The sequence below is a fragment of the Porphyrobacter sp. SLTP genome (assembly GCF_009905735.1).
Lineage (GTDB): Bacteria > Pseudomonadota > Alphaproteobacteria > Sphingomonadales > Sphingomonadaceae > Erythrobacter.
In genome coordinates, this window is sequence record NZ_JAAALE010000007.1 from 34073 (window position 1) to 54492 (window position 20420).

The 20420-nt window shown below is 65.8% G+C and carries 18 protein-coding genes; 13 read left to right on the plus strand and 5 right to left on the minus strand.

The features are described 5' to 3' along the window. Nucleotides 1-130: 130 nt before the first annotated feature. The 13 genes from GVM20_RS07515 (at nt 131) to GVM20_RS07575 (ending at nt 15380) form a co-directional block, all read left to right on the plus strand. On the plus strand, nt 131-1285 hold the full coding sequence (locus GVM20_RS07515) for a cell wall hydrolase (protein WP_234031904.1): 1155 nt from the start codon (nt 131-133) through the stop codon (nt 1283-1285). Between the two features lie 159 nt (nt 1286-1444). Next, nucleotides 1445-1786, plus strand: a complete 342-nt coding sequence (locus GVM20_RS07520) for a hypothetical protein (protein ID WP_166546605.1) — start codon at nt 1445-1447, stop codon at nt 1784-1786. 248 nt (nt 1787-2034) lie between these two features. Further along, entirely contained in the window at nt 2035-2997 is a 963-nt protein-coding gene (mdh, locus tag GVM20_RS07525; protein WP_166546606.1) for a malate dehydrogenase, read from the plus strand. Further along, on the plus strand, nt 2990-3460 hold the full coding sequence (locus GVM20_RS07530) for a hypothetical protein (RefSeq protein WP_166546607.1): 471 nt from the start codon (nt 2990-2992) through the stop codon (nt 3458-3460). Before mdh ends, GVM20_RS07530 begins: the two co-directional genes overlap by 8 nt. A 10-nt stretch (nt 3461-3470) precedes the next feature. Then, the gene (gene sucD, locus GVM20_RS07535; protein WP_166546608.1) at nt 3471-4361 is read left to right on the plus strand and encodes a succinate--CoA ligase subunit alpha; all 891 of its coding nucleotides are present in this window, start codon (nt 3471-3473) and stop codon (nt 4359-4361) included. A gap of 80 nt (nt 4362-4441) precedes the next feature. Next, nucleotides 4442-7237, plus strand: coding sequence for a 2-oxoglutarate dehydrogenase E1 component (locus tag GVM20_RS07540; protein ID WP_166546609.1), 2796 nt, complete (start codon nt 4442-4444; stop codon nt 7235-7237). Between the two features lie 108 nt (nt 7238-7345). Continuing rightward, nucleotides 7346-8587, plus strand: coding sequence for a 2-oxoglutarate dehydrogenase complex dihydrolipoyllysine-residue succinyltransferase (odhB, locus tag GVM20_RS07545; RefSeq protein ID WP_166546610.1), 1242 nt, complete (start codon nt 7346-7348; stop codon nt 8585-8587). 109 nt (nt 8588-8696) lie between these two features. Next, nucleotides 8697-10103: a dihydrolipoyl dehydrogenase gene (gene lpdA, locus GVM20_RS07550; protein ID WP_166546611.1), complete on the plus strand. Its 1407-nt coding sequence runs from the start codon at nt 8697-8699 to the stop codon at nt 10101-10103. A gap of 10 nt (nt 10104-10113) precedes the next feature. Then, nucleotides 10114-10956: a hypothetical protein gene (locus GVM20_RS07555; RefSeq protein ID WP_166546612.1), complete on the plus strand. Its 843-nt coding sequence runs from the start codon at nt 10114-10116 to the stop codon at nt 10954-10956. Nucleotides 10957-11019: 63 nt separating this feature from the next. Then, nucleotides 11020-12489, plus strand: a complete 1470-nt coding sequence (locus tag GVM20_RS07560) for a DUF4403 family protein (RefSeq protein ID WP_166546613.1) — start codon at nt 11020-11022, stop codon at nt 12487-12489. A 77-nt stretch (nt 12490-12566) separates the two neighbouring features. Continuing rightward, the gene (locus tag GVM20_RS07565; protein WP_166546614.1) at nt 12567-13925 is read left to right on the plus strand and encodes an amidase family protein; all 1359 of its coding nucleotides are present in this window, start codon (nt 12567-12569) and stop codon (nt 13923-13925) included. 136 nt (nt 13926-14061) lie between these two features. Next, nucleotides 14062-14742, plus strand: a complete 681-nt coding sequence (locus GVM20_RS07570; protein ID WP_234031905.1) for a PepSY domain-containing protein — start codon at nt 14062-14064, stop codon at nt 14740-14742. Next, the gene (locus GVM20_RS07575) at nt 14739-15380 is read left to right on the plus strand and encodes a trimeric intracellular cation channel family protein (RefSeq protein WP_166546616.1); all 642 of its coding nucleotides are present in this window, start codon (nt 14739-14741) and stop codon (nt 15378-15380) included. Before GVM20_RS07570 ends, GVM20_RS07575 begins: the two co-directional genes overlap by 4 nt. Before the next feature lie 21 nt (nt 15381-15401). On the opposite strand, the gene GVM20_RS07580 is transcribed toward GVM20_RS07575, so the two are convergent. The 5 genes from GVM20_RS07580 to GVM20_RS07600 all read right to left on the minus strand — a co-directional run bounded on the left by GVM20_RS07580 (nt 15402) and on the right by GVM20_RS07600 (nt 20296). Then, nucleotides 15402-16283: a hypothetical protein gene (locus GVM20_RS07580; protein ID WP_166546617.1), complete on the minus strand. Its 882-nt coding sequence runs from the start codon at nt 16281-16283 to the stop codon at nt 15402-15404. A 193-nt stretch (nt 16284-16476) separates the two neighbouring features. Next, on the minus strand, nt 16477-17010 hold the full coding sequence (locus GVM20_RS07585; RefSeq protein WP_166546618.1) for a hypothetical protein: 534 nt from the start codon (nt 17008-17010) through the stop codon (nt 16477-16479). A 141-nt stretch (nt 17011-17151) separates the two neighbouring features. After that, nucleotides 17152-18579, minus strand: coding sequence for a serine hydrolase domain-containing protein (locus GVM20_RS07590; protein WP_166546619.1), 1428 nt, complete (start codon nt 18577-18579; stop codon nt 17152-17154). Nucleotides 18580-18668: 89 nt separating this feature from the next. After that, nucleotides 18669-19088, minus strand: a complete 420-nt coding sequence (rplQ, locus tag GVM20_RS07595; RefSeq protein WP_166546620.1) for a 50S ribosomal protein L17 — start codon at nt 19086-19088, stop codon at nt 18669-18671. Between the two features lie 152 nt (nt 19089-19240). Then, a complete protein-coding gene (locus tag GVM20_RS07600) occupies nt 19241-20296 on the minus strand; it encodes a DNA-directed RNA polymerase subunit alpha (RefSeq protein WP_166546621.1) in 1056 nt (351 codons plus the stop codon). Nucleotides 20297-20420 lie beyond the last annotated feature (124 nt).

Here is a 20420-nt window from a genome sequence, read left to right on the forward strand (position 1 = left end):
CCCCGGCGATAGGGCGGCGCGCGCGCTGGCGCAACGAGTTAAGGTGCTGTGCCCACCTGTCCGGAAACGGGACGCAGCCGCCCGCCGCTCTCGCCGTTGCCGAGCCGCGCGCGTAAGGCCCGGACAGATCATGGCTCAGCTGCGCACCTCCTTCCCCTTCAAGGCCTCAGCCCGCCGCGGATGGATGCCGCCTGTCACTGCCCTCCCCAGCAAGACCTGGCGCAAGCGCCTCGCGGTGCTGTTTGCCGCGATTGCCGTACCCGCAATGGCCGCATCCGGCGGCGTCGGCACTTTGCCGGGCAATGCGATCGAAAGCACCGCCGCGCTCGCCACCCGTCAGGCCGCCGAAGCTGCCCTGCCGTTCGAGCGGCCGGGGATGAGCTTTCCCGGTTCGGCCTTCTTCTACATGGCCGACCCCGCCGGGACCGCGCTCGTCGCGCTGCCGACCGCCGATCCGCTCGCCTCGGGCGCGGAAAGCGGTCGCGAGCTGGGCGCGTTGATCGATGTGGGCGCGGCGGCACGGCCGTTCTATTCGCCCGGCACCGGAATCACCCACGCCCGCGCGCAGGAATGCCTCGCGCAAGCCGTCTGGTACGAAGCCGCCAGCGAGAGCGAGGCTGGCCAGCGCGCCGTGGCGCAGGTGGTGCTCAACCGTGTCGCTCACCCCGCATGGCCCTCCAGCGTGTGCGGCGTAGTCTATCAGGGTTCGGAGCGCTCGACGGGGTGCCAGTTCACCTTCACCTGCGACGGTAGCCTGGCGCGTCGGCCGTCGGGCGCGAGCTGGGCCCGCGCGCAGCGGATCGCGTCCGAAGCGCTGAGCGGCAGCGTCTATGCGCCGGTCGGGCTGGCGACGCATTATCACACGCTCTGGGTCAACCCCTACTGGGCCGGCAGCCTCGACCATATCGGCAGCATCGGCGCGCACCGGTTCTACCGCAATCGCGGTGCGGGCGGGCAGGCTGCGGCGTTCAGCAACGCCTATGCGGGTCTTGAGCCGATGGTAAGCGGGCGCACGACCGCCGCCCCGATCACCGCAGCCGCGCCGGCCGCGACCGCGCCGGGCCGTCCGGTGATCGCCTATCAACTCGACCCTGTCCCGGTCCGCCAGCAGGCGGCACGCGGCGGCGTTGCCAGAGCTGATGCTGCGCCCCTCCCCCCCTCTGCGCCGAGCGAAGCCTATACCGGCACCGGGACCGTGAAGGCCGAATATGCCCGCGCAGGCCAGTGGAAAGCCCAGCCGGGCGCGGCGCCCTCTGCGGCTCCGGCACCGGCCGCCAAGGACTAGGCGCCAAGGACTAGCAGCAGGCCTTCGCGCTGGCCCGAAACAGGGTTAAGCGCTTCTCAACCCTGTTATCACACCAAGCCTTAGCGGCGGATCGCTAGAGCGTTCGGGAACGCTGCGCAGCTGATGACGCGGCGATGATAACGGGAATTGCCGCGCTTCATGTCTGTTCGCTTCGCTTCGACCAATCACCCGGTCCGCCGTCTCGGCTGGCGCGCTGCGGGGCGCGGACTGCTGGCCCCGGCGCTGGCGCGGGCGGCCAATGACAATCGGCGGCTTGGGGCAGACGGTGTGGCCGAGCCCGCGCCGTTCGACCCGCTCCTGACCGAGGCGCTGCGGCATTTTGCCGTCCACGGTCTTGCTTCGGCCGAAGCCGCCGTGGATGCCGCTGCCGATGCGGCTGAGCGCGGGGATGCCGACGGGCAGGATCACTGGCTCGCGATCACCCGGATGTTCGACCGCCGCCTTGCCGCCCGCGCAGGCAGGGAGCTTATTCCCGCCTGAACAGCGCCCTGCCCTTACGGCAACTGCGCTAAGGGGTTCCCCTGATCGGCTGACCTGCCGCATTAATGCAATTGCGAACTGTTTGCAAAGATAGTTGCCGCATCCGACCTTTTGACGGTTGCAATCCCATTTTGAGCGGCCTACCGCCCGGTTTGTAACGGGTGCCATGCCGCTTGGGACGGGGGTTGGCGCCAGCATTCTGTGCGCGTGTTTGTCGTCCCGATGAATAAGGGAAGGACGTCCTCACAATGGCCCGCAAGAAAATCGCCCTCGTCGGCGCCGGTAATATCGGCGGCACGCTTGCCCACCTCGCCGCGCTCAAGGGCCTTGGCGATATCGTGCTGTTCGACGTGGTCGAGGGCGTGCCGCAGGGCAAGGCGCTCGATCTCAGCCAGTGCGGCCCGGTCGAAGGCTTCGACGCCAGCATCACCGGCACCAATGACTATGCCGACATTGCAGGCGCGGACGTCGTGATCGTCACCGCGGGCGTCGCGCGCAAGCCCGGCATGAGCCGCGATGACCTGCTCGGCATCAATTTGAAGGTGATGAAGGCGGTCGGCGAAGGCATCCGCGACAACTGCCCCGATGCCTTCGTGATCTGCATCACCAACCCGCTCGACGCGATGGTCTGGGCTTTGCGCGAATTCTCGGGCCTCCCCGCCAACAAGGTCGTCGGCATGGCCGGCGTGCTGGACTCGGCGCGCTTTGCGACCTTCCTCGCCTGGGAATTCGGCGTTTCGGTGAAGGACGTGAATGCCTTCGTGCTCGGCGGCCATGGTGATACGATGGTGCCGGTGCTGAGCTACTCCACCATCAACGGCATCCCCGTGAAGGACATGGCCAAGATCAAGGGCATTTCCGAAGATCGCCTGGGCGAAATCGTCCAGCGCACCCGCTCGGGCGGCGGCGAGATCGTTGCGCTGCTCAAGACCGGCTCGGCCTTCTATGCCCCCGCCACCAGCGCCATTTCGATGGCCGAAGCCTACCTCTACGATCAGAAGCGCATCCTGCCCTGCGCGGTGCAGGTTGACGGCAAGTATGGCGTCGACGGGCTCTATGTCGGCGTGCCGGTGGTGATCGGCGCGGGCGGCGCAGAAGATGTCATCGAGATCAGCCTGACCGACGAGGAAAAGGCGAACCTCGGTGTCAGCGTCGATGCGGTCAAGGAACTGCTCGAAGCGTGCAAGGCGCTGGATAGCAGCCTTGCGTAAGATGTCCCTGCCTGCCGCGATACTCGCTGTGGCGCTCGGGTCTTCTGCTCACGCGCAGGACGACCCCGCAGCGCTCGTGCGGGCCATGGAGGGCGCAACGTCTTGCGTACTCGCGGCGGGCAAGGATGGTGCTGACCGGTCGACCTTCGATGCAGACGCCAATTGGGAAAAGCAGGACGATGGCAGCTATCTTGCTGCCAAGGGCCTGCCCGTGAAGGTGACTTTCCCGGCAGATCCTGACGGCGTGTCCCGCATCTGCGTGGTCGAAGCGACGCTGCCGTCGCAGGATCAGCAAAAGCAGATGCGCACCGCCCTTGAGGTGCTGCTCAAGAAAAAGCCGATCGAACAGAAGGACAGCCTGATCTGGATGTTTGGAGGCGGCAGCAATGCCCGTGGTCTTCAATTCTTCACGGACAATACGTCCGACCAACCCAAAATCCGCCTCATCGGCGCCGCCTTCTAGGAGCTACTGAATGTCCATCCTCGTAAACAAAGACACCAAGGTCATCACCCAGGGCATGACCGGCAACACCGGCACCTTCCACACGCAGGCCGCGCTCGATTACGGGACGCAGATGGTTGGCGGCGTGACCCCCGGCAAGGGCGGCACCACGCATATCGGTCTGCCGCAGTTCAACACCGTGCGCGAAGCCAAGGCCGCGACCGGCGCGACGGCCTCGTGCATCTACGTCCCGCCGCCGTTCGCCGCTGACGCGATCTGCGAGGCCATCGATGCCGAGATCGAGCTGATCATCTGCATCACCGAAGGCATCCCGGTGCTCGACATGGTCCGCGCCAAGCGTGCGCTGTCGGGTTCCAAGTCGCGCCTGATCGGCCCCAACTGCCCCGGCGTGCTGACCCCGAACGAGTGCAAGATCGGCATCATGCCGGCCAATATCTTCAAGAAGGGCAGCGTCGGCATCGTCTCGCGTTCCGGCACGCTGACCTATGAAGCCGTGCACCAGACCACCATGGCAGGCCTCGGCCAGACCACGGCGGTCGGCATCGGCGGCGATCCGGTCAACGGCACGAACTTTATCGACGTGCTCGACTTGTTCCTCGACGATCCCGAGACCGAGTCCATCATCATGATCGGCGAAATTGGCGGCAGCGCGGAAGAAGAAGCTGCAGCCTTCATCAAGGCCGAACGCGCCAAGGGCCGCAGCAAGCCGATGGTTGGCTTCATCGCCGGACGCACCGCCCCTCCGGGCCGCCGCATGGGCCACGCAGGCGCCATCGTTTCTGGCGGTCAAGGCGGCGCGGACGACAAGATCGCGGCGATGGAAGATGCGGGCATCCGCGTCTCGCCCTCGCCGTCGCTGCTGGGGGAAACCCTCGCCGCGATGCTGAAAGAGCTGGCCTAAGCTTCGACTACCGGCCCCTCGCACCCGCGCGGGGGGCCATGCTTCCTCCTCATTGTTTTCTCCTCCCCGGGAGTCCCATCATGGGCAACGAACCGCAGAACTTCATCCCCGCCTTCACCGATCAGGAAGGCCCGCAGCCCGGCCCTTCGTGGGCGAAGCGCGGCTGGCTCGACACGCTGGCCGATAGCGCGTCCGATCTGACCGCCGCAATGGATCCGACCGAGATGAAGCTCGCGGTCAAGGCGGCGGCGAAAGATGCGGGCAAAGCGCTCGATCCCAAGGCGGTCGAGAAGGCCGCCGCGCTCTCCATCGCGGCGATGACGCTGGTGCGGCTCTATCGTGTGCGCGGGCACATGGCGGCGCAGCTCGATCCGCTCGGCCTGTCGGCGCGCGAAGGCCCGGCTGACCTCACGCTCGAATGGCACGGTCTGGCGGGCAAGGAGAACGAGGACGTCTATGTCGGCGGCGTGCTCGGCATGGAATGGACCACGGTGGGCAAGCTGCACCAGCGCCTGCGCGAGGTCTATTGCGGCAAGGTCGGCCTCGAATACATGCACATCGCCGACACCGAGGAACGCCGCTTCCTCCAGGAGAAATTCGAAAAGCCGGGCGAGACGATCCAGTTCACGCCCGAGGGCAAGAAGGCGATCCTCGCGGCCGTGCTGCGCGGGGAGCAATACGAGGAATTCCTCGCCCGCAAATATGTCGGCACCAAGCGCTTCGGTCTTGATGGCGGCGAGTCCATGATTCCGGCGCTGGAAGCCGTGATCAAGCACGGCGGCAGCGCAGGCGTGCGCGAAATCATCTACGGTATGGCTCACCGCGGCCGGTTGAACGTGCTCGCCAATGTGATGGCCAAGCCTTACCGCGTGATCTTCCACGAATTCTCGGGCGGCTCGGCTAACCCCGATGATGTCGGCGGTTCGGGCGACGTGAAGTACCACCTCGGCACCTCAACCGACCGCGAGTTTGACGGGATCTCGGTGCACATGAGCCTTGTGCCCAACCCCTCGCACCTTGAAGCGGTGAACCCGGTGGTCCTCGGCAAGGTGCGCGCGCAGCAGGCGATCCGTGACGATCTGGCGAAGAAGGAGCAGGTGCTCCCCGTGCTGATCCACGGCGATGCGGCCTTCGCGGGTCAGGGCGTGGTGTGGGAAAGCCTCTCGCTGTCCGGCGTCCCCGGATACGACACCGGCGGCTGTATCCACTTTATCATCAACAACCAGATCGGCTTCACCACCTCGCCCAAGTTTGCGCGGTCCTCGCCTTACCCGAGTGACGTGGCCAAGGGCGTCATGGCGCCGATCCTGCACGTCAACGGCGATGATCCGGAAGCGGTGACCTTCGCCTGCAAGCTGGCCGTCGAATATCGCCAGACCTTCCACCGTGACGTGGTGATCGACATGTGGTGCTATCGCCGCTTCGGCCACAACGAGGGTGACGAGCCCAAGTTCACCCAACCACTGATGTACGACAAGATCCGCGCCCACCCCAAGGTCAGCGTCGCCTATGAAACGCGCCTGGTGCGCGAAGGCGTGGTCGAACCCGGCACGCGCGACCGGATGGCGGGCGAATTCGTCGCGCTGCTGGAAGAAGAATTCGAGGCCGGCAAGAACTACAAGGCCAACGAAGCCGACTGGTTCGGCGGGCGCTGGGCGGGTCTCAACAAGCCCGCCGATCCCGAAACTGCGCGCCGCTCGGTTGAAACCGCGATTGAGCCCAAGATGCTGGATTCATTGGGCCGCGTGCTCACTGAAGTTCCCTCCGATCTGGACGTCCACAAGACGCTCGACCGCGTGCTCGCCGCCAAGCGTGAGATGTTTGCGACCGGCGAAGGCTTCGACTGGGCGACGGCTGAGGCGCTCGCCTTCGGCAGCCTGGTGATGGAAGGCTACGGCGTGCGTCTGTCGGGGCAGGATTCCGGGCGCGGCACCTTCTCGCAACGTCACGCGGTGTGGGTCGATCAGAAGTCGGAACGCAAATACGTGCCGCTCAGCACCTTGCCGCACGGCAAGTTCGAAGTGCACGATTCCACCCTGTCGGAATATGGCGTGCTCGGCTTCGAATACGGCTTTGCGATGGCCGATCCGCGTTCCCTCGTGCTGTGGGAAGGCCAGTTCGGCGACTTCGCCAACGGCGCGCAGATCATGATCGACCAGTTCGTCGCATCGGGTGAGAGCAAGTGGCTGCGCGCCAACGGCCTCGTGATGCTGCTGCCGCATGGTTACGAAGGGCAAGGGCCGGAGCATTCCTCCGCGCGGCTCGAACGCTTCCTTCAGCTGTGCGCTGACGACAATATGTGCGTCTGCAACGTCACCAGTCCGGCGAATTACTTCCACCTGCTGCGCCGCCAGATGCTCCGCAGCTTCCGCAAGCCGCTGATCATCATGAGCCCCAAATCGCTGCTGCGCCACCCGCTGGCCAAGAGCAGCCGCGCGGAGTTTCTGGGTGATCGCCAGTTCCGGCGGATCCTGTCGGACACGACCACGATTGCCGACGAGAAGGTGCGCCGTCTGGTGCTGTGTTCGGGCAAGGTCGCCTATGACCTGATGGAAGCCCGCGATGCCGCCGGGATCGACGATGTCTCGATCGTCCGCATCGAACAGCTGTTCCCCTTCCCGGGCGATCCGCTGGCGGTGCGGTTGCAGCGCATGACGAACCTTCAGGACGTGGTGTGGTGTCAGGAAGAACCGCGCAACAACGGCGCTTGGTTCTTCGTGAACGAGCGGATCGAGGATTCGCTCACCGCCGCCGGACACACCGGCAAGCGCCCGATCTATGCGGGCCGCGACGCTGCCGCTTCGCCGGCGACAGGTCTCGCCAGCCGCCACAAGGCCCAGCAGGAAGCGCTGATCGCTGCCGCGCTGGGGCTCTGAGAGAGAACGCCCACATATCCGTTCGTGTCGAGCGAAGTCGAGACACCTGCACGAATGGTTCTCGACTTCGCTCGAACCGAACGGAAGAGAGTTTAGGAACGCATTGCAATGGCCACCGAAATCAAAGTCCCCGTCCTTGGCGAATCCGTCACCGAAGGCACCATCGCCGAATGGCTCAAGCAGCCCGGCGAAGCGGTCGCCGCGGATGAGCCGATTTGCAGCCTCGAAACCGACAAGGTCGCGGTCGACGTGCCCTCGCCGGTTGCCGGCATTATGTCCGAACACCGCGCGGCGGTGGGCGACACAGTGGAAGTCGGCGCGGTGATCGCAGTGATCGAAGCGGGCGCAACCGCAACCACCGCGGCAGCGGTGACGGTTGCTGCCGCGACGGCGCCCAAGGCGGACACCCCGGCCCCGACGGTCAGCGAGGACGTGCCGGGCGCGGCGCAGACCATGTCGCCCGCCGTGCGCCGTGCGGTGCTGGAACACGGCGTCGATCCCTCGACCATCAAGGGCAGCGGCAAGGACGGCCGCCTGACCAAGGAAGACGTGCTCGCCGCAGCCGAGGCCAAGGCCAAGGGCACCTCTGCCCCCGCACCTGCGCCCACGCCGGCTCCGGCCGCTGCGGCGTCGGCCTCGACCGGCAATGCCCGCGGCGAGGAGCGGGTCAAGATGACCCGGATGCGCCAGACCATCGCCAAGCGGCTGAAGAGCGCGCAGGATAATGCGGCTCTTCTCACCACCTTCAACGATGTCGACATGAGCGCCGTCATGGAAGCGCGCGACAAGTACAAGGACCTGTTCGCCAAGAAGCACGACATTCGTCTGGGCTTCATGGGCTTCTTCGCTAAGGCCGCCTGCCTTGCGCTGAAGGACGTGCCTGCGGTCAACGCCTATATCGACGGCGACGAGATCATCTATCACGACTATGTCGATATCTCGGTCGCGGTCTCGGCGCCTAACGGCCTCGTCGTCCCGGTGATCCGCGATGCCGACAAGAAGGGCTTTGCCCGGATCGAGCAGGACATCGCCGATTTCGGCGCGCGCGCCAAGGCGGGCACGCTGACCATGGAAGACATGAGCGGCGGCACCTTCACCATCTCCAACGGCGGCGTGTTCGGCTCGCTGATGTCGACCCCGATCATCAACCCGCCGCAGTCGGCGGTGCTGGGCCTCCACCGCATCGAGGACCGCCCGGTCGTCCGCAATGGCCAGATCGTGATCCGTCCGATGATGTATCTCGCCCTGTCCTACGACCACCGCCTGATCGACGGGCGCGAGGCGGTGACCGCGCTCAAGATCATCAAGGATGCGATTGAAGATCCGACCCGGATGCTGATTGATTTGTGAATTCATAACGCTCTCGTCACCCCGGCGCAGGCCGGGGCCCAGAGCGGCACATCCCGTTCCAGGAGGCCCGAGATCCCGGCCTTCGCCGGGATGACGAAAGAGGAACGAAATGGCTGACCATTCCTACGATTACGACGTCCTTGTCATCGGTGCCGGCCCCGGCGGCTATGTCGCGGCGATCCGCGCGGCGCAGCTGGGGCTGAAGACCGCCTGCGTCGAAAGCCGCGCCACGCTCGGCGGCACCTGCCTCAATGTCGGGTGCATTCCCTCCAAGGCGCTGCTCCACGGATCGGAGCTGTTCGATGAGGCCGCGAACGGCCACTTTGCCACCTGGGGCATCACCGCCACGCCGACGCTCGACCTCGGCAAGATGATGGCCGAAAAGACCAAGGCCGTGGGCGAGCTGACCGGCGGGATCGAATTCCTGTTCAAGAAGAACAAGGTCACTTGGCTCAAAGGCCACGCGGCGTTTGAGGACGCGCACACCGTCACCGTGGCGGGCGAAAAGGTTACCGCCAAGGACATCGTGATCGCCACCGGTTCGTCAGTCACCCCGCTCCCCGGCGTCACCGTCGACAACGCGGGTAAGCGTATCGTCGACAGCACCGGCGCGCTTGATCTGGACGAAGTGCCCGAACACCTGGTGGTGATCGGTGGTGGCGTGATCGGGCTGGAGCTTGGCTCGGTGTGGCGGCGGTTGGGTGCCAAGGTCACCGTGGTCGAATTCCTCGACCAGCTGCTCCCCGGCATGGACGGCGATGTGCGCAAGGAAGCGCAGAAGGTGTTCAAGAAGCAGGGCATGGCGATGATGCTCGGCCACAAGGTCACTGGCGCGAGCGTTTCGGGCAAGACCGTCACCCTCACCATTGAAAAGTCGGCGGGCGGGGATGCGCAGACGCTCGAAGCAAGCCACGTGCTGGTTGCGATCGGCCGCCGTCCGAACACCGATGGGCTCGCGCTCGACAAGGCGGGTCTCAGCACCAACGCGCGCGGGCAGATCGAGATCGACCACGATTTCCGCACGAGCGTGCCCAACATCTGGGGCATCGGCGACGTCGTCCCCGGCCCGATGCTCGCGCACAAGGCTGAGGATGAAGGCATCGCTGTGGCCGAGAATATCGCCGGGCTGACCGGTATCGTAAACCACGATGTGATCCCCAGCGTCGTCTACACCGCGCCGGAAATCGCCGGTGTCGGCATCACCGAGGAACAGGCCAAGGAGCGCGGCCTCGCGGTCAAGGTCGGCAAGTTCCCGATGATGGCCAACAGCCGCGCGAAGGCCAACCGCGACACCGAAGGCTTCGTGAAGGTCATCGCCGACGCGGAAACCGACCGCGTGCTCGGCGTGTGGATCATCGCCAGCCTCGCCGGCACGATGATCGCCGAGGCCTGCGTCGCGATGGAATTCGGCGCGACCAGCGAAGACATCGCCTATACCTGCCACGCCCACCCGACCCACGCCGAAGCGCTCAAGGAAGCGGCAATGGCGGTGACGGGCAAGCCGATCCACATGTGATCCGGCAGGGGTGAGCGCGCAGGCCTTTGATCGCTGGCGGCTCACCCTGCCCCTGCTGCTCCCGACATTGGGCGGGCTGGCATACCTCACCGCCTTTGAAGCGCCCACGCGGCTGATCGCTGTCAACGCGGGCGCGCTGGCGCTGGCGTTGATGTGGGTGCTGTTCGGGCGCGTGCCCTCGGACAAGAATTATCGGCTGTCGCTCGCCGGCTTTGGGGCTCTCGCTTTGCATCTCCCCAACTTCCTCGGTCCCGAGGTGGGCGGCGTTTCGCGGTGGTTTCCCGCCGGGCCGGTCGTGATGCAATCCGGCCCGTTGTTGCTGCCGCTGATCGCGGTACTGGTTGCCAGCGCGCCGCGTGGGGCTGGCGCCGCTGTGCTCGCGCTGGCGGGCCTGGGGCTGGTGCGCCAGCCCGATGCGGCGGGGCTCGCTGCGCTCGGACTTGCGAGCGCGGCACTGGCCTTCTGCACGCGAGGTATTGCCTATGCTGCGGTCAGCCTTGCCGCGCTGTTGCTCGCAGCGGCAACCTTCGAACAAGGCACGCTGGAGCCGCAGATCTTTACCGAGAACGTCCTGCCTCATGTGGCCGAACGTTCCGCGCTGCGGGCAACCGCTCTGGCGGCGATGCTGTTCGTGCTTCCGCTGTGGCATCTCGTCATATCTCCCCAGACCCAGCGCGCCGAGGGTGCCGCGCTCGCCGCGCTGCTTGTCGCACTCGGCGCGATGGCGGTAATTGCCCCCTTCCCCTACCCGCTGATCGGCTACGGCGCGGCGCCCATCCTCGGCTTTGGGCTCGCCCTTGGCGCAACCGCGCGCGAGGCTGGCCATAGCGCTCGCAATCTGCCAACATCCTGATCTGTTGAGACAACGCCCAAGAGCAGGCGAGAAGGGGCGTCAGTGAACGCGGTTCGCAGAGCCATGACCGCATTGGCAGCCGCCAGCTTGATCTTGCTGGTGGGCTGCGGCGCGTCCGACGATACCGCTTCCGTCGCGCCGCCGCGCGGAGACGATCCGATCGTCTTCCAGCAGCAGGCATCGCAGATCGCGGTCGACCTGAAGCTCGATCTGGCTGAGCTTGAACGCACGCTCGAACGCGAATTGCCGCGCGAATTGTGGCGGATCGACCGTCCGGGGAGCGAATGTGTCGCCTCCAAGAAGGTCGATCTGGCGCTGTTCAAGGTCAAATCGCCCAAGATCGAATGCCACATTATTGGCAAGGTTACGCGCGGCAGGCTGCGGCTGAGTGGCAAGGGTGAGGCGCTTATCGTCACCCTGCCGGTCTCAGGCACGCTGGCGGCGCGCGATGTCGCCGGGATGTTCAAAGGCGAGACCGGCACAGGCGCAGCGGAAGTGGCACTGGCGCTGCGGCTTGATCTGACGCCGGACTGGAAGCTCGCCAGCACCGCAAAGCTCGATTACCGCTGGACGCGCGAGCCGGGGATCGACTTCCTCGGACGGCGGATCACCTTCACCAGCGAAGCCGACCGCGAGCTGCGCCCGGTCAAGCGCGAGGTTGAACGGATCGTCGCGCGCGAACTGGCTCGCCTCCCGGTCAGGGCAACCGCGCAGGATGGCTGGACCAAGGCGCACGGCGTGTTCGTGCTCAACCGCGAGAATCCGGCGGTGTGGGGGCGGATGACCCCGCAACAGTTCCGATTCGGCGGCTATACGGTTGAGGGGCGCGAGCTGGTGCTCCGTCTGGGCCTTGATGGGATGTTCGAAAGCTTCGTCGGCATCAAGCCCGATGCCGCCGCGCCCGCCCCGCTTCCTCCGTTGGCGCGGCGTGACAAGGCGCAGGCCAAGTCCATCCTGCATGTGCCGGTGGTGGCCGATTACGCGGTGCTTGAACCGGTGATCGCCAAGGCGCTGGCCAAGCGCGCCCAGCGGCCGTTCGTGATTGCCGATTACGGCTCGGTCACCGCACAGTTCGACACCATCACCGTCTATGGCACCGGCGAGGGGCGCATCGCGGTGGGCGGCGAGTTCACGGCGAACTCGGACCTGCCGGTGATCGAGCAGGCCAAGGGGCGGATCTGGCTGACCGCGCGCCCCGTCAACACCCGCGGATCGCGCGCGGTAAAGTTCACTGAGGTGAGGATCACGGGAGATACCGATATCGTAGGCGAGGAATTCCTGTTCGCGCTCGCCAATTCGCCCGATTTTCAGGGCGCGATCACCGATGCGCTGGCGCAGAATTTCGAAGGCGACTTCACCAAGCTGCGCGGCAAGATCGACCGCGCGCTGGCCAAGCGCAAGGGGCGCCTCGCCGATTACAGCATTACGATCGAGCGGGTCGAGACGGGGATCATCACGGCGCACGGCCAGGGCCTCTACCTCCCGGTCGACATCACCGCGCAGATTGATGCCAGGCTGCGGCGGTTAAATTGAACAGCTAACTATTCAGGCAGGCTTTTGCGCAGGTCCCTGTCTGGGTAGACCCCTGCCCGAGAGAGAGGAACCCACGCATGGCCTATCCGCAATTGACCGACAAAGCCGGGGTGCTGGCGACCGCGTTGGCGATCCGCACGCGCAAGATCAGCGTGGCCGAAGCGGTCGATGCGGCGATCACCCGGGCCGGGCGGGATGATGCCGCGATTGATGCGCTCGCCGTCCCCGATTTCGAGCGGGCGTGCGAGACCGCGCGGGTGATGGACAGCGCGCCTCGGCAACTGAACCAACCGCTGTTCGGCGTGCCGATGACGATCAAGGAAAGCTTCGACGTCGCCGGGCTGCCGACCACCTTCGGCCACCCGGAGTTCCGCGATCAGCTTGCCACCCGCGACGCAGCGCTGGTGCGCCACTTGAGGGCGGCCGGCGCGATCATCATCGGCAAGACCAATGTGCCGGTCGATCTCACCGACTGGCAAAGCTTCAACCCGGTCTATGGCCGCACCTCCAACCCGCACGACGCTGATCGCTCCCCCGGCGGATCGTCGGGCGGCAGTGCGGCCGCGGTGGCGAGCGGGATCGTGCCGGGCGACTTCGGCACCGACATCGGCGGATCGGTGCGGGTACCGGCACACTTCTGCGGGGTGTGGGGGCACAAGACGACCTGGGGCCTCATCCCCAAGCACGGCCATGATTTCCCCGGCATGTCGCGCCGCGAAGGCTTTGTCGCCGCGCATGACAGCCCGCTGAGCATCGCCGGGCCGCTGGCGCGCAATGCGCCCGATCTTGCCGTGCTGACCGAAGTGGGGGCCGAGCTGCCGCTGCGCCGCCGTCCCAAGCCGCTGAAGGAATGCCGCCTTCTCGCCGTCACTGCGCTGCCCAATGCGCCGGTCGACGCCAGCGTGCTGGAGCCGACCGAAGCCGCGCTCGAACAGCTGGCCCGCGCGGGTGTGCGGATCGACCGGTCGAGCGATCTGCTGCCCGATCAGGCGCAGCAATATCGCCACTATCTCAAGATGATGAACGTGGTGATGGCGCGCGGTGCCCCGGCGCCGGACGGCAGACGCGCGAGTGCCACCGACTGGTTCGACCTGCTCGACGCGCAGGCGGCGTGCATCGCGCAGTGGGAGGCTTTGTTCGCGGAGTATGACTTCGTCCTCGCCCCGCCCGCCCCGGTGTTGGCGGTGCCACACAGCGACAAAGCGGTGTTCCGCGGCACCTTGATGATCAACGGCAAGGAAGAGCCGGGCGGCAATGCGCTCGCCTGGGCCGGGCTGGCGACCTTCCCCAATCTGCCGGCCACGGTGCTCCCGATTGGTAGCGGCACTTATCTCGGCAGCACACTGCCCTGCGGCATGCAGGTGATCGGGCCGCGCTGGAGCGATCTCGATTGCATCGCGGCGGCCGAAGCCATCGGTCAGGTGTTGCACTCTTAGCCTTCCCTCGTCATTGCGAGCCGGAGGCGAAGCAATCCATCAACCAATGGTCTGTTGTGGAGCGCAAAGGTCCGTGGATTGCCGCGTCGCCTGCGGCTCCTCGCAATGACGAGTGATTTCTATGTCAGGCCTCTCCATGCGCTCTCTTGCAAAGTGGCACATCTGGCTTGGCTGGCTGGTCGGCGTGCCGATCGTGATTTGGCTCGCAACCGGCCTGCTGATGGTCGCGCGCCCGATCGATGAGGTGCGCGGCGAGCATCTGCGGCGCGAAAGCCCGCCTGTCGCCCTGGTGCTGCCCGGCAGCAATCTCGCAGCGCCCGAAGCGAAGCTGGCCGAGATGCGGGTGCAAATGCAGGGCGACCGCCCCGTCGCGATCCTGACCGGGCTGGATGGCAGCGTCCGCCGGGTCGATTTCGCGAGTGGTGCGGCCCTCCCGCCGCTCGACGCGGCTGCCGCGCAGGCGCTGGTTTCACGCGAGATTACCGGCGGCGATGCGGTGGAGCGCGTCACGCTGTTTCCCGCTGACCGCACGCCCTTCGATTTCCGCCGCCCGCTCGCCGTGTGGCAGGTGGCACTGGCGGATGGCACCAATGTCTATGTCGGGCGCGATACCGGCGCGATCGAGGCAGTGCGCACCCGCTGGTGGCGGGCGTTTGACCTGGCATGGGGCCTGCACATCATGGACTTGTCCGAGCGGGAGGACACCAGCCACCCGGTGCTGATTCTCTTTGCTGCGCTCTCGCTCACCGGCGCGCTCATTGGCTGCGTGCTGATGTTCCGCCGCCGCAAAACGCGCCCGGCCGGTAAGCCCTTATGACCCCGACCGTCCTTACCCCGATCCTTGACTGGCTGGACCTGGCCGGGATTGCGCTGTTCGCGCTGTCGGGCGCGGTGTTGGCCGCGCGGCTCAAGCAGACCTTCGTCACTATGGCCTTCTTTGCGCTGGTAACGGGCGTAGGCGGAGGGACGGTGCGCGATCTGCTGATCCGCGCGCCGGTGTTCTGGATCGACGATCCGTGGGTGGCAGCCGTGTGCCTCGGCACCGCGCTGATCGCGTGGTTCACGCCGGTCCGCTGGTGGGAGGGCAAGGGCTTCGATTATGCCGATGGCGCGGGCCTCGCCGCCTATGCCGCGATCGGCAGCGCCAAGGCGCTGGCCTATGGCATCCCGCCGATTCCGGCGGCGCTGATGGGTGTGATCACCGGCTGCGTCGGCGGGATCATCCGCGATGTGGTCGCCGGGCGCCCGTCGATCATCATGAGCCCCGAATTGTATGTCACCCCCGCCGCACTCACCGCCGCTTTGACGGTGGCGGGCATGCTGGCCGCGCCCATGTTGGGCGTAAGCGACCAATGGGCCTGGGCTCTCGGCTTCACTTGCGGCTTTGCCCTGCGCGCGGCGGCGATCCGTTGGGAATGGGGCCTGCCAAGCTATGGCGAGAGGGAGGGCGCCTAGGCTCCCTCCCCCGCTTTTGCCTTAGAGATCGCTGTCGACGGTTTCGGGGATGACTTCGCCCGGGATCGGCCCGCCGGGATAGGCCGGCATCGCCGTCGTCGTCGTGGCGCGTGCGGCAGGAGCCTGCGCCATGGTCATCGTGGCTTCCTGCACCGCAATGTCCGGGCGAACCGTGCCGCCCAGTTCGGCGCGCATCTGCGCATAGGACTGGTCGTCCAACTGCCCTGCCGCAGGACGCCCTGCATCAGCTTGAGGTTCGCGCCAATCGCCCGCGCCAAAGGTCCCGTCATAATCGATGGTGTCGATCTGGCCGTTATTGCCGATCCGGCAGCGGAACTGCGCGCCGTTGAAGATCGAACCGGTCACCTGCCACCCGCTGGCGGTGCGTTCGACATCGTTGACCGTATCGACGCGGACGTCCCGCTCGATCCGGTCAAGGCACTGGTTCACCGCGTTATCGAGGCCAGAGGCCCCGGTACCGCGCGGCGCGCTGGCGCGGCGATCATCGCGGCGGTCGTCGTAACGGCGGTCATCATCGCGCCAGTCGGGATTGCGCACATCGCGGTCGACAATCACGACGTCGCGTTCACGTTCGCGGCGGTTGTTCGAGCTGGCGATGGCGGCGATCCCGCCGATGATCGCAGCGCCAATCAGCACGTCGCCCGCATCAACCCGGTTGCGTCGCCAACCGCGCCGGTGCCCGCCCCAGCCACAGCCCCAGCGGCAGCGCCGCCATTCGGTCGTGGCGCTAACGGGATCATAGCGGCTGAAATCGAAGGTGCCCAAGGGCGTGGCGGCCAGCGCAGCGCCCGAAGGCAACGGCGCGGCGGCAGCCGGGGCGGCAATCATGGTGGTACCGGCAAGCGCGCCCGCCAAGGCAAGCGCGCGGAATGTCAGAGCCATTGCTGCTCTCTCCTGTTGCTATACGAGCGGCCACCAATCGCCCCGATAGCCGCAGGATTAACCGTGCCAGGCTTGCGCCAAGCTGAACCGAGCGGGGTACAACAAAACCGCCCCGCCATCCCTTTTCGGGGAGACGGGGCGGCAGGTTCACGCGCAGCCGTGAAGGAGACAGGCTGCGCGTAGCTCATTGGGGTCAGCGCAGGCCGCGGATACCGCTGAAGTCAACGAAGGGCGCGCCGCGACCGTCGAAGCGGCAGGTGAAGTTGCCGCGATCATTGCCGCGGTTGTTCCAACCGCCACCCACATCGATCCGGCCCTTGACCCGGAAACCATCGCGCGTGCGGTCAATATCGCGGATGTCGATCACGTCGGCAAAGCGATAGCCGCCGAAGCGCCGCGCCTGATTCTCGGCTGCGCGGACGCAGCGATCCACCGCGGTGCGCGGGTTGCCGAAGCCGCCGCGATCCCAGCCGCCGCGCACATCGCGGTCGCGATAGTCATAGCGGCGGTCATCGCGGTCATTGTCAAAAGCGCCCGCAAGTGCCGCAAGGCCGCCGATCACGACTGCGCCAGCGATGATCTCGCCCGCGCCGATCCCGCCGCGGTCGCGGTGGTCATCAGCCATAGCAGGGGTGGCAGAGGCCGCCGTCAGCGCAGTCGCAGCGACCGCACCGAAGACAAGCCGGGCTGCTTTGCCGGAGGCCAGCAGGTTGGTCTTGGTCGTCATCGAAGCATTCCTCGTCAGGCACCGCGGGCAGGATTGCTTGCGGTGTCGAAGATGCTTTTGCGCGATTCGGGGTGTGATGAAGCTGAATTGAGATGACAGGATTTGTTAATCTAAAGCCCATACAATATGAACGATTATCGGCTAACTGGTCGGAAGTGCCACCAGCACGTCCCGCGTGAAAGCGGCGATGTCGAAACCCGAACCTGCCGGATCTTCGCCCCGCCGGACGATCACGACCCCGCGCGAAGGAACGATCACCACATATTGCCCACGATTGCCGAAGGCGGCGAAGGTATCGGCGGGCACCCCCTCGGTGCGGTTCATCAGCCAGAACCCGGCACCATAGCCGAATGCGCCGTCAGGCTGCGGACCGCTTGGGGTCGACACGTATTTCGCCCAGCCCTCGGGCAGAACACGTTCGCCTGAAGGGAGCACGCCGTTGTTGAGATACAGCTGGCCGAAATCCGCAAGGTCGCTCGCCGTGCTCCACACCTGCGATGACATCACGTGATCGCCGCGAATATCGGTTTCGGCCACCGTGTCCGCCATCCCGAGCTTGGCAAAGAACTGGTGCGGCGGGTAAAATGACAACCATTGGGCGATCCCCTTGAGCGCCAACAGCGTGTCATTATTGGCATAGCGGAACACGGTACCCGGCGCATTGAGCACCGGCCAGTTTACCGCCGTCTCATCAATGGTCGAGCCGCCGAAATAGAGCGGATCGGTGCGGTTGCCCGGAGTGTCGGAATAGCGGCCGCTCGCCATGCGCAAGGCGTAATCGATGGTGATGGCATTGCGCGGATCGGTCTCCCCACCTGCGACCCAGTAATTGAGTGCGATGGGGTCTGCGACGTTTGCCTCGCCCGATTGCACCGCCGCACCGATCAAGGTCGCCGCGATGCTCTTCGCGACGGACCAAGTGCGCTGGGGGGTCTTCTCGCCAAAGCCGGGGGCGTAGAAGGATTGCTCGACCTGCCCGCTCCCGTTGCGGTTATAGCGGACCAGCGTGGCGGTTGTGCGGGTGCCGTCGCCATATTGCCCGGCGAGCGCGCTGGCGAAGACCCGGTCGAGCGTATGGGGTGCCTTGGCTTTGCTGCGAGCCGATGCCGAGACGGTGCCTGAGCCGAGCGCTTTTGCTTCGGGCTGTGCCGCCACGGGCAGCGGTTGATCGGGATTGCTCGAATCCTCCGGCGCACCGATCGGCAGCACCGAACAGCCGGTCTCTGGCCCGAAATTGGCCGCGATCCGAGCTGGCATATCGTCTGCCCAGCGGACCGCCACATGCGCAATCTGCCCGCTCGGGCGGCGGACGATTTCGTAAGGCAGGGTGCCGATGATTGCATCGTGCGGCGCCTGAATGCCGGTGAGCTCCCATTGCTCGACGCTCTCGGGCGTGCGGGTCGCCCCGTTCCGCTCGGCATTGGCGATCGCACCGCACAGCATCAGTGCCTTGTATCCGGCCGCTAGCGCACGATCGTAACGGGCGACGAGCGCCTCCTGCTGGGATTGCGCAGAAGCCGGTAAGGCGGCGAGGAGCAACGTGGACGCTGCAAAAGCGGTGCGGATCATGGGTGCGACACTAGGCTGCACTGCTCAAAAGGAAAGGGCCGGAAGCGTTTCCGCCCCGGCCCCTTCGCTAACTCTGCGTGTGACGCGGATTATGCGTCTTCGTAGTCTTCCGCGGTCTGCACCGGGCCGGAATCCTGGCCGCGTGCGCTTTCGTCGCGGTCGACCAGTTCGATGATCGCCATCTGCACCGCATCGCCAGCGCGCACACCGGCGCGCAGCACGCGGGTGTAACCGCCTTCACGGTCCGCATAACGCTCGGCCAGAACGTCGAACAGCTTCTTGAGCTGCACTTCGTCACCCAGACGGCTCATGGCGAGACGACGGTTCGACAGGCCGCCGCGCTTAGCCAGCGTGATCAGCTTTTCGAGATAGGGGCGCAGTTCCTTCGCCTTGGGCAGCGTGGTCTTGATCTGCTCGTGCTTGATCAGCGCAGCGGCCATGTTGCGGAACAGGGCGTTGCGGTGACCCGTGCGGCGGCCCAACTTGCGGCCCGAAATACCATGACGCATATTCTTTACTCCGTTCGAAAAGGGCCCGTGTCAGGTAGCCCAGTGCTGGTGACTGTTGAGGGCCGTCACCTTCGCCCAGTTGTGAGCCCCCCGCGCAGGCGGGGGTCTCATGCGGCATGAGGTCCCCGCCTGCGCGGGGACTCACATCCCTTTTAACCCAGCAGCTCTTGTTCGAGCTTCTTGGCCATTTCTTCGATGTTCTCGGGCGGCCAGCCCGGGATGTCCATGCCGAGGCGCAGACCCATGCTGGAGAGCACTTCCTTGATCTCGTTGAGCGACTTGCGGCCGAAGTTCGGCGTGCGCAGCATCTCGGCTTCGGTCTTCTGGACCAGATCGCCGATGTAGATGATGTTGTCGTTCTTGAGGCAGTTGGCCGAACGCACCGACAGTTCCAACTCGTCGACCTTCTTGAGGAGGTAACGGTTGAGCTGGTTGGCGTCGCTTTCTTCCGGCTGCACGGCGTGGCCGATCATCTGGCCGACCGGCTGCGGGATGCCGTCTTCGAAGTGGACGAACAGGGTCAGCTGATCCTGAAGGATGCGCGCGGCATAGGCCACGGCGTCTTCCGGGGTAACGGTGCCATCGGTTTCGACGGTCAGCGAGAGCTTGTCATAGTCAAGCTCCTGCCCGACGCGGGCGTTCTCGACCTTGTAGCTCACCTGACGCACGGGCGAATAGAGCGAGTCGACCGGGATCAGCCCGATCGGCGCATCGGCCGGACGGTTCTGCACGGCGGGCGAGTAGCCCTTCCCGGTGTCAGCGGTCAGCTCCATGTTGAGCGTCGCGCCTTCATCGAGCTGGCAGATCACCAGATCCTTGTTCATGACTTCGATGTCGCCGGTGACAGCAATATCGCCAGCCTTGACCGCGCCCGGGCCAGTCGCCGAAAGCTGCAAACGCTTGGGGCCTTCGCCTTCCATGCGCAGCGCGATCTGCTTCACGTTCAGGACGATGTCGGTGACATCTTCACGCACGCCAGCGAGGCTGGAGAACTCGTGCAGCACGTTCTCGATCTTGATCGAGGTGATCGCCGCGCCCTGAAGGCTCGACAGCAGCACCCGGCGCAGCGCATTGCCGAGCGTCAGGCCAAAGCCGCGCTCGAGCGGCTCGGCCACGAACGTGACCTTGCGCTGACGATCGCCGCCGTCCTTGATTTCGAGGGTGTTGGGTTTCTTGAGTTCCTGCCAGTTCTTGGTGTTGACGGACATGGATTTCCCCTAATTCGCCCGGAGGGGGCGGTTCAAACTTGGGCGGGCCAGATGCGAACGCGAAACGCGGCACCTGACCCGATCGGGCGGCGAGAGCGCACAGCGCCCCCGCCATCCCGGCGGA